Source organism: Streptococcus downei MFe28 (assembly GCF_900459175.1).
In the GTDB taxonomy this organism is placed as follows: domain Bacteria; phylum Bacillota; class Bacilli; order Lactobacillales; family Streptococcaceae; genus Streptococcus; species Streptococcus downei.
Window position 1 is genome coordinate 1,439,060 of sequence record NZ_UHFA01000002.1, and the last position, 14,434, is coordinate 1,453,493.

At 45.0% G+C, this 14,434-nt stretch carries 14 protein-coding genes and 2 pseudogenes; 15 read left to right on the plus strand and 1 reads right to left on the minus strand.

Going from position 1 to position 14,434, the window contains the following annotated elements:
* Positions 1–9 precede the first annotated feature (9 nt).
* From DYE66_RS06920 to DYE66_RS06945, 5 genes and pseudogenes are all read left to right on the plus strand, one after another.
* Positions 10–1,164 (plus strand): ABC transporter ATP-binding protein, encoded by a 1,155-nt coding sequence (locus tag DYE66_RS06920; protein ID WP_019788505.1) that lies wholly within the window; start codon positions 10–12, stop codon positions 1,162–1,164.
* Positions 1,148–1,948, plus strand: a complete 801-nt coding sequence (locus DYE66_RS06925) for an ABC transporter permease (RefSeq protein ID WP_002998221.1) — start codon at positions 1,148–1,150, stop codon at positions 1,946–1,948. The genes DYE66_RS06920 and DYE66_RS06925 overlap by 17 nt, the downstream gene beginning before the upstream one ends.
* A complete protein-coding gene (locus DYE66_RS06930; protein ID WP_002997707.1) occupies positions 1,945–2,721 on the plus strand; it encodes an ABC transporter permease in 777 nt (258 codons plus the stop codon). Before DYE66_RS06925 ends, DYE66_RS06930 begins: the two co-directional genes overlap by 4 nt.
* The gene (locus tag DYE66_RS06935; RefSeq protein ID WP_019788506.1) at positions 2,714–3,787 is read left to right on the plus strand and encodes an ABC transporter substrate-binding protein; all 1,074 of its coding nucleotides are present in this window, start codon (positions 2,714–2,716) and stop codon (positions 3,785–3,787) included. Before DYE66_RS06930 ends, DYE66_RS06935 begins: the two co-directional genes overlap by 8 nt.
* A 621-nt stretch (positions 3,788–4,408) precedes the next feature.
* Positions 4,409–4,941 (plus strand): annotated as a pseudogene (locus DYE66_RS06945) (DUF7010 family protein).
* Positions 4,942–5,157: 216 nt separating this feature from the next.
* Here the strand turns inward: DYE66_RS06945 and DYE66_RS06950 are convergent.
* Positions 5,158–5,340, minus strand: coding sequence for a 4-oxalocrotonate tautomerase (locus DYE66_RS06950; RefSeq protein ID WP_002998552.1), 183 nt, complete (start codon positions 5,338–5,340; stop codon positions 5,158–5,160).
* Between the two features lie 436 nt (positions 5,341–5,776).
* Here DYE66_RS06950 and DYE66_RS06955 point away from each other — a divergent pair.
* The 10 genes and pseudogenes from DYE66_RS06955 (at position 5,777) to DYE66_RS07000 (ending at position 14,433) form a co-directional block, all read left to right on the plus strand.
* A pseudogene (locus DYE66_RS06955) lies at positions 5,777–6,779 on the plus strand (NADP-dependent oxidoreductase).
* Positions 6,780–6,872: 93 nt separating this feature from the next.
* On the plus strand, positions 6,873–7,517 hold the full coding sequence (locus tag DYE66_RS06960) for an endonuclease III domain-containing protein (protein WP_019770227.1): 645 nt from the start codon (positions 6,873–6,875) through the stop codon (positions 7,515–7,517).
* A 365-nt stretch (positions 7,518–7,882) separates the two neighbouring features.
* The gene (locus DYE66_RS06965; protein ID WP_115325193.1) at positions 7,883–8,476 is read left to right on the plus strand and encodes a thymidine kinase; all 594 of its coding nucleotides are present in this window, start codon (positions 7,883–7,885) and stop codon (positions 8,474–8,476) included.
* Positions 8,473–9,552, plus strand: coding sequence for a peptide chain release factor 1 (gene prfA / locus DYE66_RS06970; RefSeq protein ID WP_002998141.1), 1,080 nt, complete (start codon positions 8,473–8,475; stop codon positions 9,550–9,552). The genes DYE66_RS06965 and prfA overlap by 4 nt, the downstream gene beginning before the upstream one ends.
* Positions 9,549–10,379 (plus strand): peptide chain release factor N(5)-glutamine methyltransferase, encoded by an 831-nt coding sequence (gene prmC / locus DYE66_RS06975; RefSeq protein ID WP_002997804.1) that lies wholly within the window; start codon positions 9,549–9,551, stop codon positions 10,377–10,379. Before prfA ends, prmC begins: the two co-directional genes overlap by 4 nt.
* On the plus strand, positions 10,372–10,971 hold the full coding sequence (locus DYE66_RS06980) for an L-threonylcarbamoyladenylate synthase (RefSeq protein WP_002998341.1): 600 nt from the start codon (positions 10,372–10,374) through the stop codon (positions 10,969–10,971). The genes prmC and DYE66_RS06980 overlap by 8 nt, the downstream gene beginning before the upstream one ends.
* 16 nt (positions 10,972–10,987) lie before the next feature.
* Positions 10,988–11,437 (plus strand): GNAT family N-acetyltransferase, encoded by a 450-nt coding sequence (locus DYE66_RS06985; RefSeq protein WP_002998250.1) that lies wholly within the window; start codon positions 10,988–10,990, stop codon positions 11,435–11,437.
* 159 nt (positions 11,438–11,596) lie between these two features.
* Positions 11,597–12,847, plus strand: a complete 1,251-nt coding sequence (gene glyA, locus DYE66_RS06990; protein WP_002998209.1) for a serine hydroxymethyltransferase — start codon at positions 11,597–11,599, stop codon at positions 12,845–12,847.
* A 1-nt stretch (position 12,848) separates the two neighbouring features.
* Positions 12,849–13,826, plus strand: coding sequence for a nucleoid-associated protein (locus DYE66_RS06995; RefSeq protein ID WP_115325052.1), 978 nt, complete (start codon positions 12,849–12,851; stop codon positions 13,824–13,826).
* Position 13,827: 1 nt separating this feature from the next.
* Positions 13,828–14,433 (plus strand): lysozyme family protein, encoded by a 606-nt coding sequence (locus DYE66_RS07000; protein ID WP_002998120.1) that lies wholly within the window; start codon positions 13,828–13,830, stop codon positions 14,431–14,433.
* Position 14,434 lies beyond the last annotated feature (1 nt).

The window sequence follows — 14,434 nt, forward strand, 5'->3', positions numbered from 1 at the left end:
CATGAAGAAGTGACCCAACCAATTATTGCCTTTCACCATGTGACCAAGACCTTTGAGGATAGTGGCACCCAGGTTCTTAAAGATATTAATTTTGAGCTGAAGGCAGGGAAATTTTACACCCTGCTTGGGGCTTCGGGCTCTGGAAAATCAACCATCCTTAATATTATTGCGGGACTTTTAGAGGCTAGTAGTGGGGATATTTACCTAGACGGCAAGCGCATCAACGATATTCCTATCAACAAGCGAGATGTCCATACAGTTTTCCAAAACTATGCTCTTTTCCCCCACATGTCAGTCTTTGACAATGTCGCCTTTCCCCTAAAATTAAAGAAGGTTGCCAAAGGTGACATTGAAAAACGGGTGGGGAAGGCCCTTAAAATGGTGCGACTGGATGGCTATGGAAGGCGCTCCATCCAAAAGCTTTCCGGTGGTCAGCGCCAAAGGGTGGCCATCGCTAGGGCTATTATCAACCAACCCAAGGTAGTTCTTTTAGATGAGCCTCTGTCTGCCCTTGATCTGAAGCTACGGACAGAAATGCAGTATGAATTGCGAGAGCTGCAGCAGCGTCTTGGCATCACCTTTGTCTTTGTCACCCATGACCAGGAGGAGGCCTTGGCTATGTCAGACTGGATTTTTGTCATGAATGAGGGAGAAATCGTCCAATCTGGCACGCCCGTTGACATCTATGACGAGCCCATCAACCATTTTGTGGCCACCTTTATTGGAGAGTCCAATATCATCAACGGAACTATGATTAAAGACTATCTGGTCGAATTTAATGGCAGACGTTTTGAGGCGGTTGATGGGGGTATGCGACCCAATGAAGCGGTTGAGGTGGTTATTCGTCCCGAGGACTTGCAGATTACTCTCCCTGAAGAAGGCAAGCTGGTGGTCACGGTGGACACCCAACTTTTCCGCGGCGTCCATTACGAAATTATTGCCCATGATGAGCTTGGTCATGAGTGGTTGATTCACTCTACACGTAAGGCTCTTGAGGGTGAGGTGATTGGCCTTAACTTTACACCAGAAGACATCCATATTATGCGACTCAATGAGACCGAGGAAGAATTCGATGCTCGGATTGAAGAGTATGTCGAAACCGAAGAGGTTGAAGATGGCTTGATAAATGCCATTGAGGAGGAACGCCATGAAGAAGACGACTAGACTCTTTGCCCTCCCTTATTTCCTCTGGCTCTTGCTCTTTGTTTTGGCTCCCCTGGCCCTGATTGTCTATCGTTCCTTTTTCAATCTAGAAGGACAGGTCAGTCTTGCCAACTACCAAACTTTTTTTAGCTCCTGGACCTACCTGAGAATGAGTCTGAATTCGCTTCTCTATGCAGGGATTATCACCTTGGTGACCTTCCTGATTAGTTATCCGACGGCCTTAGCTTTGACCAAACTCAAACATAAGCAACTCTGGCTCATGCTAGTGGTCTTACCCACCTGGATAAATCTTCTCCTCAAGGCCTATGCCTTTATGGGGATTTTTGGCCAAGATGGCGGTATCAATCATTTCTTAAGCTTTGTGGGTATCGGCCCTAAGCAGTTGCTCTTTACAGACTTTTCTTTTATCTTTGTCGCTGCCTACATCGAACTGCCCTTTATGATTCTGCCCATTTTTAATACCTTGGATGACCTGGATGTCAATCTGACTAATGCCAGTCGTGATCTGGGGGCTAGTAATTGGCAGACCTTTAGCCGAGTGATTTTCCCCCTTTCTCTGTCTGGCGTAAGGTCGGGTGTGCAGTCGGTCTTTATTCCCAGTCTCAGCCTCTTTATGTTGACGCGTTTGATTGGGGGAAACCGTGTTATCACTCTGGGAACAGCTATTGAGCAACATTTCCTGACTACCCAGAATTGGGGCATGGGATCGACCATTGGTGTCGTGCTGATTTTAGCCATGCTAGGGATTATGGTCATGACCAAGGAAAGGAGGAAGGAACTTTGAAAAAACTTTCTAGACTTTACTTGGGATTAGTCTTTGCCCTTCTTTATCTACCCATTTTTTATTTGATTTTTTATTCCTTTAACAAGGGAGGCGATATGAATGGCTTTACTGGCTTTACTTGGGAGTATTATGGACAGGTTTTCTCTGATAGTCGCCTGATTTTGATTTTGGTTGAGACCTTTCTCCTGGCCTTCCTCAGCGCTCTTTTGGCAACTATTATCGGCACTTTGGGAGCTATTTTTATTGACCAAAGTCGCAGTAAGAGACAAAACACCCTGTTGTCACTCAATAATATTCTCATGGTATCTCCTGATGTTATGATGGGGGCTAGTTTTTTGATTCTTTTCACGGTTCTGGGCTTTCGACTGGGCTTTAGCTCAGTCCTACTCAGTCACATTGCCTTTTCCATCCCTATTGTGGTGCTTATGGTCCTGCCCAGGCTCAAAGAGATGAATCAAGATATGATTCACGCCGCCTTTGACTTAGGGGCCAGTTACTGGCAGATGCTCAAGGAAGTCATGTTGCCCTACTTGACCCCTAGTATCATCGCCGGCTACTTTATGGCCTTTACCTATTCGCTAGATGATTTTGCGGTGACCTTCTTTGTCACGGGAAATGGCTTTTCGACCCTCTCGGTGGAAATCTATTCCCGTGCTAGACGGGGGATATCGCTGGAAATCAATGCCCTATCCACTATTGTCTTTATCTTCTCCATTCTTCTAGTCATTGGCTATTATTTTATCAGCAAGGAAGAAGGTGACCAAGATGCGTAGATTAGGCTCCTTTTTTCTAGGTCTTGTTCTGATAATTTTGGCTCTGGCCAGCCTGATGCTGACCCTAGAAAAGAAGAATAATAGCAGTAGTCAGGCCAATAGTCTGGTGGTCTATAATTGGGGTGACTATATAGACCCCCAGTTAATTAGTCAGTTCCAAAAGGAAACAGGTATCAAGGTTCAATATGAGACCTTTGATTCCAACGAGGCCATGTACACCAAGATTGAGCAGGGAGGCACTCGTTATGATATTGCCATTCCTAGCGACTACATGATTGATAAGATGCGTCAGGAGAAGCTCCTGGTCAAGTTGGATAAGTCACAGCTTAAAGGGCTGGGCAATCTGGGGAGTCAGTTCCTGGGTAAGTCTTTTGACCCCAAGAATGATTATTCCATCCCTTACTTCTGGGGAACCGTCGGGATTGTCTATAATGACAGCGTGGTCAAAAATCCGCCCCAGCATTGGTCCGACCTCTGGAATTCCGACTACAAGGATTCGATCATGTTAGTTGATGGCGCCAGAGAGGTCATGGGATTGAGTCTCAATTCCTTGGGCTACAGCCTCAATAGCAAGAATAGGAAGCAACTGGACCAGGCTTCTGAAAAATTGAGTCGGCTAACTCCCAACATCAAGGCCATTGTTGGCGATGAAATGAAGGGCTACCTCAAAAATGGCGATGCCACTCTAGGGGTCACTTTTTCTGGAGAAGCTAGGGATATGCTGGAAGCTAATCCTCACCTCCATTATGTCCTGCCCAGCGAGGGTTCCAACCTCTGGTTTGATAACCTTGTGATTCCCAAGACAGTCAAGAATAAAAAGGCTGCCTACGCCTTCATCAACTTTATGCTAGAGCCAAAGAATGCGGCACAAAATGCGGAATACATTGGCTATGCCACACCAAATAAGGCCGCCCAGAAGCTTCTACCTAAAGAAATCACCTCTGATAAATCCTTCTATCCTTCTGAGCAGGTCATCAGTCATTTGGAGGTCTACAATAACCTAGGCCCCAAGTGGCTGGGCATATACAATGACCTCTATCTCCAATTCAAGATGTATGGCCATTAAGAACTCTATAAGTTTAACAGTCTAGAAACGCAGGTTTCTGGGCTTTTTTTGACCAGCTGATGATGAGAAAAAGACGATTTGATGTTCTAGGACTTGCTAAGAAGAATGATAGGTCGGATTTTTGAAGCTAAAAGAAACTACTCTTTTCCCAAAGGAGACCCTGTTTATCATATTTATGCAGAAGACTATAGAACAGGACAGCACCGAGACTTGTATAGAGCAATAAAGTAGAAAAAGGATTTATGACCGATATTGTTCCAAATTCTTTAAAAAGTTAGTGCCCTCGCCCAATTGCCTCTCGGTGGTAATCGACTGTTTGCCTTTGTCTGTCAATTACTAATTATTAGTCTAGCCATTGGACTTTCCAAGAATTGCTTCAATCGAAAATCAATTTGAAGAACGGTTTAAATCGCCCCAGCGAAAAATATTTATAGTTGAAAATATTTTCTCTGATAACCTTCAAAATCCTTAGTCCATATGATAAAATGAAAATGTAAAGCAACAGAACTACCCCCTTAAGAATCAGCATTTTAACTACCCCTGTTCGGACGAGTTCAAGCCAGATGATGGCAAGAAATTGGTCTGAACCTAGCAACTTCATTTTACTGAGGAGGTAACGCAATGAAACTAGATACCTTAAGAAATGACATTATTGTCAAGCAGAAAAAAGGACTCCCCTTTATTACGGCTTCAGTAATGATTTGGAGTCTGATTACGCTTGTAGCAGCGCTGAATATTTCCATTGATGTAAAACATATCCTGGTATTCTGTTGTGCTGTGCCCATACTCCCCCTTGCTTGGGTGATAGGAAAAATGATGAAGGTTGACATTTTTCTAAGGAAAACGAACTAGGCAATTTGGGTTTCCTATTCACCATGAATCAGGTGCTCTACCTTTTGATTGTTATGTGGGTTTTTAATGTGGCACCCGAAAAAATGATTATGGTCTATGCCATGGTCTTTGGAGCTCATCTATTACCCTACTCTTGGCTCTATAAATCCAAAGCCTATCAGATTTTCGCTATAGTCATACCAATTCTTTCTCTGGTTTTGGGCAATCTCTTCAGTGGGGTAGTTGTAGCAGGGACCTTCGCCGTCATTGTTCTTATCTTTGTCCATATCTTACAAAGGGAATTAAAGACTTTCACAGAATAATATTGTTTTATAAATATCAGGTGCTAGGAAATGAATTCTAGCACCTTTTGAAATTTTTCACTAGTTTAGCGGAAGCTAGTTTTCGCTTGGTTCAACCTGGGTCAACGTCTCTAAGTTCAATCTTGCCAGGTGACTCATCTTGCTAAGAGGCGTAGAAAAAACGAGCGACCTCTGAGGATAGCTCGTTTTATGTTTGTTCTACTTGAGTTTGTCGACTTATTTCTTCTTCATCTCACCGTGAGGGAAGTAGGTGCCTTCTGGCAGGTCACGGATGATAACGTGGATGTTTTCCTTGGGTGCGTTGGCAACGCGGGAAACGACCTCGGTGACTTCGCGGGCCAGTTCAATTTTTTGGTCCTGCGTGCGGCCTTCAAAAAGGTCAATTTTTACAAATGGCATGGGAATTCCTCCTAAAAATTTATTATCAGCTTCATTTTAGCATGAATCCGCAAATATAGACAGGAGAAATAGTAGAAGATTAGGCTGAGACAGTTGAAGACTGTATAAAAATCAGGAAGAAGATAAAAGTCGTTATTTCTGAGGCTCACTAGTTTTTGGGCTCGTACTTACTTTAAAAAGGAAGAGAAGAGTGATTGTCTTTCTCCCAAAGTTTCTAAGTGAGCACGATTCTTGCCCACTTACTTACAATCATTTATAGTTAAACTTGTATCTGAAACAGACACCTGTTATGTTCGGATAATCGAGAAAAGGGAGAAGTCATGGCTACAAATTTGCTTTATCAGTTGAGGCAAGAGAATTTGGCAGGCTTGATTAAAGAAATACGTGCCATTACATAAAAATTGCTAACCCGAAGATAAGGAGAAAGAAATTACCTATGAAAGCAGCACTAGTAAGTCAGTATAACAAAAATAATATCAATCTCGAGATGACAGAAATACCCATACCGCAAATTGGCCCCGATGATGTCCTGATCAAGGCAAGGGCAGCAGGGGTCAATCCTTTGGATAATATAATTTCTCGTGGAGAGGTTAAAATTATCGTTCCTTACAAACTACCTCAAATTGCTGGTAATGAGTTTGTCGGAATTGTTGAGAAAGTCGGTAGCTAAGTGACGGGATTCCAAGCAGGCGACTGTGTTTTTGCCCGACTGCCACTTGACCGTATTGGTTGCTTTCGCTGAATATCTTGCTGTAGACTACCATGCTCTAGCTTTGGTACCTGACTATTTGACAGATATCAAGGCGGCAGGCGTCCCATTGACTTCACTGACCATTATGCAGTCTCTGGAGCTTATGGAGGCTAAAGAAGGAAAAACTCTCTTTATCTCAGGAGGTACTGGTAGCCTTGGTGCGATGGCTATTCCTCTCGCTAAGGCCAAAGGCTTGATTGTTGTTACTAATGGCAGTATCGGCAACAAAGAGCGTGTTTTAAAGCTGGGAGTGGACCGTTTCATTGACTACAAAACAGAAGACTACAGTCAGACCCTTAGTCAAGTTGACTATGTCTTGGATACCTTGGGTGGCTCTGAGATCAAGAAGCAATTTTCCATCATGAAAGAAGGTGGACAACTAGTTTCCCTACGTGCTATGCCAAACGGCAGCTTCGCTAAACGGATGAAGCTTCCCAAATGGAAACAAATCGCCATGGGTCTCGCTGGTCGTAAATTTGATAAGCTAGCTAAAAAATACGGCGTTGGTTTTCATTTCGTCTTTGTAGAAGCTAATGGCCGGCAGCTGCAAGAAGTTGCAGACATTTTTAGCGAACTTCAGATTAAACCATCTATTGATAGGGTTTATAAATTCGCTGATGTCAACCAAGCCTTGGATAAGGTTGCTAACGGCCATTCAAAAGGAAAAACTGTCTTGACTTTTGACTAATGTTCAAATCCCTAGAAATATTTATCCAAGGTAATTACCAAAGTTACCCTAAGCTGAGTAATTATTTAATTTGTTTTGTGCTACAATAAAGCCATGAAACAAGATGTATTGAAGCAGCTCTACCAAGATTTATTGAAAAATCTGGGAGATCAGGGTAACTGGCCGGCAGAAAGCCCCGAAGAAATCATACTCGGTGCCATTTTGGTGCAAAATACCCGCTGGGAAAATGTCCTTCTTTCCATTAATAATTTACGACAAGTCCTTGATGGAGATTTCAAGAAGATTCTTGATTTGGAGCCGGAGACCTTACAGGATTTAATTCGTCCCACAGGATTTTACAAAAATAAAAGCAAATCTATTCTTAAGGTATTTAGCTGGCTAGACCAGCATGCTTACAATTACGGGGAGATTGAAGATAACTACGGCAAGAATCTAAGAGATGAACTATTGGGTCTCTTTGGCATCGGTCAGGAGACCGCCGATGTCCTTTTGCTCTATGTATTTGACCAACTGGTCTTTATCGCTGACAAATATGCTCAGAAACTATTTTCAAGTCTCACAAGGAAAGAGTTTTCTGACTATTCCAGCCTACATCAAGCGGTTGAGCTAGAAGGATTTAGCCTATCAGAAGCTCAGCAATTTCATATTCTTATCCTTGAATTTGGCAAAATCTATTTTGCTCGGGGAGCCAGTTTTGAAGAGAGTTTTTTATTTGGAGCAACTTTTGACTTAACTTGAGAGTAAAACTATTGACTTAGCTATAAAAGTTAGCATTAAATATTCGATTAGGAACTTAGCCATCGGGTCAGGTTCTTATTAATTTTACCAAGACGACTTGGTTTGGACGAGGGCGAGTGTAGTGCTATCAAAGCAGTTTGAGCTAGGGTGAGGATTAGTCTCGAATAACTCTTGACCATGGTTTTTAACTAAGTTTAGTGCACTCAACTTAGTTTTGCCAAGCAAAGTCTAGGAGCCGCAAGCTCCTGGGAACAAAACATGATTTTGCTTTATTATGTAAGAGTTTTCTTGATTATTAGCCCCTGCCAATGGCTGGCATTTTATGGTAAAATAGTACCATTAACGTTTTAGACAGGATGAAGATTTTGGCACAGTTATACTATCGCTATGGGACTATGAATTCGGGGAAATCCATTGAGATTCTCAAGGTTGCTTACAACTATGAGGAGCAGGGCAAGCCGGTCGTTCTCCTGACCTCGGCTCTGGATACTCGGGATGGCATCGGCTGGGTTTCCAGTCGGATTGGCCTCAAGCGTCAGGCTAAGCCGATTTCTAGCGATACCGACATTTTTGGTTATATTGAAAATTTGCCAGACAAGCCATTTTGCGTTTTGGTGGATGAATGTCAATTTCTGACCAAGGATAATGTTTTTGATTTAGCCAGAGTAGTTGATGAACTGGATGTCCCTGTCATGGCCTTTGGTCTTAAAAACGATTTCCGCAATCACCTTTTTGAAGGGTCCAGAGAGCTCTTGCTCCTGGCGGATAAAATCGAAGAAATCAAGACCATCTGCCAATACTGTAGCAAGAAGGCCACCATGGTCTTACGCATGAAAGACGGCCAGCCTGTTTACGAGGGCCAGCAGGTCCAAATCGGTGGTAACGAGACCTATGTCTCTGTCTGTCGCAAGCATTATTATCATCCGCAACTAGAAAGTGAGAAGAATCAGGACGAATGAATATCTATGATCAATTACAGGCGGTGGAGGACCGCTACGAGGAGTTGGGCGAATTGCTCAGTGACCCTGATGTGGTCTCTGATACAAAACGCTTTATGCAGCTCTCACGAGAAGAAGCCTCAAGCCGCGAAACTGTGACTGTTTATCGGGAGTACAAGCAGATCCTGCAAGCCATCTCTGATGCAGAAGAGATGATTAAAGAGGCCGGAGGCGACCCCGAATTGGAAGAGATGGCTAAGGAAGAACTCAAGGACTCTAAGATAGCCAAGGAAGACTACGAAGAAAAGATGAAAATCTTGCTTCTGCCTAAGGATCCAAACGACGATAAGAATATCATCCTCGAAATCCGCGGGGCTGCTGGTGGTGATGAAGCCGCCCTATTTGCCGGCGACCTGCTCAATATGTACCAGAAGTATGCCGAAAGTCAGGGCTGGCGTTTCGAAGTCATGGAAGCCTCCTACAATGGAGTTGGCGGCATTAAAGAAGTCGTCGCTATGGTATCTGGTCAATCCGTTTATTCCAAGCTCAAGTATGAATCGGGTGCTCACCGTGTGCAACGGGTTCCTGTCACCGAAAGTCAGGGACGGGTCCACACCTCAACCGCTACGGTTCTGGTCATGCCAGAAGTGGAAGAAGTGGAGTACGACATTGACCCTAAAGACTTGCGAGTCGACATCTACCACGCCTCCGGTGCTGGTGGACAGAACGTCAATAAGGTAGCGACAGCGGTCCGAATGGTCCATATTCCAACCGGTATCAAGGTTGAAATGCAGGAAGAGCGGACCCAGCAGAAGAACCGTGATAAGGCCATGAAGATTATCCGGGCTCGGGTAGCTGACCACTTCGCACAGATTGCTCAAGACGAGCAGGATGCTGAGCGGAAATCCACCATCGGGACGGGTGACCGTTCTGAGCGGATTCGCACTTACAACTTCCCACAAAATCGGGTGACCGACCACCGCATCGGCCTCACCCTGCAAAAGCTGGATACCATCCTCTCTGGCAAAATGGACGAAGTCATTGATGCTCTAGTTCTTTATGACCAAACCAAGAAATTGGAAGAGCTAGCGCAATGACCTATGCCCAGCTTTTTCTACAATACGAATGGGAGCTCGAGAAGGTGGGCGAGGAGCCCGAAAGCCTTACCTTCACCTTTAGAAATCTCAAGGGGCTAGATATGACAGGATTTGTCCTCCTCCTGAGACAAGAAGTATCAGAGGAAGACCAAGCGCTATTGGCTAGGATAGCCCAGCGCCTCCTGGCTCATGAGCCTGCCCAGTATATTCTAGGCTACGAGACCTTTCATGATTTAAAGCTCAAAGTTGACAAACGCATCCTGATTCCAAGACCTGAGACGGCAGAATTGGTCGATTTGATTTTGGCTGAAAATGCTGACGAACAACTTGATTTACTGGACATCGGGACAGGTAGTGGAGCTATTGCCCTAGCCTTGGCCCATGAGCGCCCCACTTGGCGGATTGTGGCCTCCGACATTTCTCAAGAGGCCTTGGATTTGGCTAAGGAAAATGCTCAGGCTAATCAGATTGCTGTAGATTTTTGCCAGTCCGACCTCTTTAGCCAGCTTTCGGTCAGCTATGATATTATCGTCAGCAATCCGCCCTATATTTCAGAGGCGGATAAAGCCGAAGTTGGCCTCAATGTCTTGACTTCTGAGCCTCATCTAGCCCTTTTTGCAGATGAAGAGGGACTGGCTATCTACCGCAAACTTGCGCAACAAGCGGGTAAACACCTCAAAGCTGATGGCAAGATTTATTTGGAAATTGGTTACAAACAAGGCCAGATTGTTTCTCAACTTTTCCGAGAGGCCTTTCCAGATAAACGGGTCCGAGTTTTGCCTGACCAATTTGGTCAAGACAGAATGGTGGTGGTCGATAATGGCTGATTTAGAGGCCCTCAAGGCGACCTTAGCTGAGGGTGGTGCGGTGGTCCTACCGACCGAGACGGTCTATGGTCTCTTTGCCAAGGCCCTAGATGAGTCTGCGGTTAAAAAGGTTTATGCCCTCAAGGGGCGGCCGGCAGACAAGGCCATGAACCTCAATGTGGCCAGCTACCAGGATATTCTGGACTACAGCCAAGACCAACCCAGCTATCTGGAAAAGCTCTATCAGGCATTTTTTCCCGGTCCTCTGACCATTATTCTTAAGGCTAACGACAAGGTCCCTGGTTGGGTCAATGCTGGCCTAGATAGCGTCGGTTTTCGCCTGCCCCAGCACCCTGTCACTCAGGAGTTAATTGCCCAGTTTGGTCCCTTGGTCGGTCCTTCGGCCAATATTTCTGGACAAGCCTCTGGCAAGGTTTTTGCTAATATTATGGCTGATTTTGACCAGAAAGTTACTGGACTGGCTGATGATGGGGCTATTCAGGGTCTGGATTCGACTATATTAGATTTATCTGGAACCAAGCCTAAAATTCTCCGCCAAGGGGCTATCAGTAAAGAAGACTTGCTCGAGGTGGTCCCTGAATTGAAGTACTAGTCTAGGAGGCTTGCAGATGTTAAGGCCATTAGTAATTTCAGATGCCGAGGCCCTTCAAGTTATCAATAAGCTGTCTTTGGGCTATCAATTTCCCTTAGACCGAACCCAGCAACAGCTAGAGAAGCTTTTAGGCGATGCCCACCATATCCTCCTAGGTCTTGAGGATCCAGGCAGTGGTCGTTTGCTAGGCTACGTCCACGCCGAGGTTTTCGATACTCTCTATGCTGAAACTGGTTTGAACGTCCTGGGACTTGCAGTTTTGTCAGACTGGCAAAATCAAGGAATTGGTAAAAAACTGATGAAGGGATTGGAAGAGGAGGCTAAGAAGCATTCTTACAGTTTTATTCGTCTCAATTCAGGTGCTCAACGCAAGTCTGCCCATGCTTTTTATGGAAAAATTGGATACAATGGAGACAAACTCCAGAAACGCTTTATCAAATCTATGAAGTCAATTGATGGATTTTGATAGAGAAAACTTTCCCTAAAACTCTGTCTGGTTGTTTTTATTCCTCGAATTTTTCTGGGATTGCAACCAAGCTAGCAAACGCTGTGAGGGGGGGCAAGGAAATCAACTGATTTCTGTCTCACTCCCAAAAACGCTTTATGAAATTCGTGAGGTAATGTTATGATTTTTGACAAGGAAGATTACAAGGCCTTTGACCCAGAGCTCTGGCAGGCTATTGCTAAAGAAGAAGACCGCCAGCAGAACAACATCGAGTTGATTGCTTCAGAAAATGTGGTCTCTAAGGCTGTGATGGCGGCTCAAGGCTCTGTTTTGACCAACAAATATGCCGAAGGCTACCCTGCCAAGCGCTACTATGGCGGGACCGACATCGTTGATGTGGTTGAAAACCTAGCTATTGAGAGGTCTAAGGAACTCTTTGGCGCTCAATTTGCCAATGTCCAACCCCACTCAGGCTCTCAAGCCAATGCCGCAGCCTATATGGCTCTGATTGAGCCTGGCGATACCGTTATGGGAATGGATTTGTCGGCTGGTGGTCACCTGACCCACGGTTCGCCAGTCTCATTTTCAGGTAAAACCTATAACTTTGTGGCCTACAATGTCAACAAGGACACCGAAGAATTGGACTACGAACAAATCAGGGAGCTAGCGGTCCAAGCCCAGCCTAAATTGATTGTTGCAGGGGCATCTGCCTATTCTCGCACGATTGATTTCGCCAAGTTCCGTGAGATTGCCGATGCAGTTGGTGCCTATCTCATGGTGGATATGGCCCACATTGCTGGTCTGGTCGCTGCTGGTCTCCACCCAAGTCCAGTCCCTTATGCTCATGTAACGACGACAACCACCCACAAGACCCTGCGTGGTCCCCGTGGTGGCCTGATTTTGACCAATGACGAGGCTATCGCTAAGAAGATTAATTCGGCTGTCTTTCCTGGTTTGCAAGGTGGTCCCTTGGAGCATGTCATTGCTGCCAAGGCAGTTGCCCTCAAGGAAGCCTTGGATCCTGCTTTTAAGGACTATGGTCAAAACGTCATCAAGAATGCCAAGGCCATGGCTGACGTCTTTAGCCAGCACCCTGACTTCCATGTCATTTCTGGCGGAACCGACAACCATGTCTTCTTGGTTGATGTGACCAAGGTTGTGGAAAATGGAAAATTGGCCCAAAATATCTTGGAAGGGGTCAATATTACCCTCAATAAGAACAGCATTCCTTTTGAAACCCTGTCCCCATTTAAGACTTCCGGTATTAGGATTGGTAGCCCTGCCATCACCAGTCGGGGTATGGGAGTAGCTGAAAGCACCAAGATTGCTGAGCTCATGATTGAAGCTCTTGAAAATCATGAGGACGAGGCTGCTCTGGAGCGTATTCGCCAAGATGTTAAGACCCTAACCGACTCTTTCCCACTTTATTAAGATGCTAGATTTATATTTAAAGAAAATTATTATTCATCAATTCAGCCCCGACGATACCGAAATTGCCTTCGCTGATAAGCCCCTGACCTTGACACCGAGTCTGGACGACTATTTTCGCAAAAAATTGAGCAAGGTCTTTACGGCCGATGCCAAGCGAGGTCTTTTTGAGCCTGAAAATGACTTCATAGCCAATTTAGGAGATGATTTGCTGGAATCGACGCGCAAGATTGCCCAGCTCTGGAAGGAAGAGTTCGTCATCAGCGAGGATCAAAAGACCAACGACCTGATTTTTATCCAATTCGATAAGGAAGGCCAGGAGTATTTTGCTTTCCTACGGGTTGCTCTCAAGGAAAATCTGGCCCACATTTTGGGTGATGATGAGCAGCCGCTCAAGCTTACCCAGAATAATCTTCCTTCGGCTGCTCAAACACCAGACGAGGCCCTGGTTATCAATCGCCAGACCATGCAGTATTACCTGATTGAAAAGCGAATTAAGCACAATGGTAGCTTCGCTAATTATTTCTCGGAAAATCTGCTCAAGGTCCAGCCCCAACAATCGGTCAATAAATCCATTAAGCAAGTGGAAAAAACCGCCCAGCAGGTGGCCGATAGTTACAATAAGGATGATTTTAATTTCCAATCCAAGATGAAATCAGCCATTTTCAAGAATTTAGAGGAGGAGCAGGAGCTATCTCCAGAAAAGTTGGCTGACCAACTCTTTGATGATAATCTAACGGCCCGCCTGACCTTTGTGGATCAGCTCAAGGAGGTTATGCCTGAGCCGGTTGCAGTAGCCGATGTGGATGTTTCCAGACAGACCAAGAAGCTGAAGAGCCAGAAACTCTCACTCTCTAATGGGATTGAGCTGATTGTCCCCAATGGGATCTACCAGGATGCGGAATCGGTTGAATTTATCCAAAATAATGATGGCACCTATTCCATTCTAATCAAAAATGTCGAGGATATTCAAAACAAATAGTATGTTTAAAAAAATTAGACGCATCATCTTTGTGATTATCGCCTTATTGCTGATATACAAGGGGGTCACCCTTTACCAGTCGGTAAAGCGAGTGCTGGCCTACAGACCTCTGGTCGAGCAGGTCTTGGCTGAAGATGATAACAACACCAATGAGGATTTGGTCCTGGCCGTTATTTACACCGAAACCAAGGGGAAGGATGACGATGTCATGCAGTCCAGCGAAAGTTCGACTGGCAACACCAAGTCCATCAAGGATAATAAGGAAAGCATCAAGCAGGGCACCAAGGTCCTAGCTGAGAATTTGGAAAAGGCCCAAGCAGCCAAAACCGATTCTTGGACGGCTATCCAGGCCTATAATTTCGGTGCCAATTATATTGACTACGTAGCTGACCACGGTGGCAAGAATACCATTCAGCTGGCCAAGGCCTATTCTAAAAACGTGGTCGCCCCTAGCCTGGGCAACAAGACTGGCAAGACCTATTATCATATCAACCCAGTTTCCATTCTTTATGGGGGCGGGAAGCTCTATGTTAATGGGGGTAACCACTATTACGCCAAGCAGGTCCAATTCAGCCTCTTCCTGATTCGCATCATAGAAAAGATTTAAG

Coding starts and splice junctions, on each gene's coding strand:
- DYE66_RS06980 (WP_002998341.1), top strand. CDS start 10,372: ATGGCTGATTTAGAGGCCCTCAAGGCGACCTTAGCTGAGGGTGGTGCG.
- DYE66_RS07000 (WP_002998120.1), top strand. CDS start 13,828: ATGTTTAAAAAAATTAGACGCATCATCTTTGTGATTATCGCCTTATTG.
- DYE66_RS06985 (WP_002998250.1), top strand. CDS start 10,988: ATGTTAAGGCCATTAGTAATTTCAGATGCCGAGGCCCTTCAAGTTATC.
- DYE66_RS06950 (WP_002998552.1), bottom strand. CDS start 5,340: ATGCCATTTGTAAAAATTGACCTTTTTGAAGGCCGCACGCAGGACCAA.
- prmC (WP_002997804.1), top strand. CDS start 9,549: ATGACCTATGCCCAGCTTTTTCTACAATACGAATGGGAGCTCGAGAAG.
- prfA (WP_002998141.1), top strand. CDS start 8,473: ATGAATATCTATGATCAATTACAGGCGGTGGAGGACCGCTACGAGGAG.
- DYE66_RS06935 (WP_019788506.1), top strand. CDS start 2,714: ATGCGTAGATTAGGCTCCTTTTTTCTAGGTCTTGTTCTGATAATTTTG.
- DYE66_RS06960 (WP_019770227.1), top strand. CDS start 6,873: ATGAAACAAGATGTATTGAAGCAGCTCTACCAAGATTTATTGAAAAAT.
- DYE66_RS06925 (WP_002998221.1), top strand. CDS start 1,148: ATGAAGAAGACGACTAGACTCTTTGCCCTCCCTTATTTCCTCTGGCTC.
- glyA (WP_002998209.1), top strand. CDS start 11,597: ATGATTTTTGACAAGGAAGATTACAAGGCCTTTGACCCAGAGCTCTGG.
- DYE66_RS06995 (WP_115325052.1), top strand. CDS start 12,849: ATGCTAGATTTATATTTAAAGAAAATTATTATTCATCAATTCAGCCCC.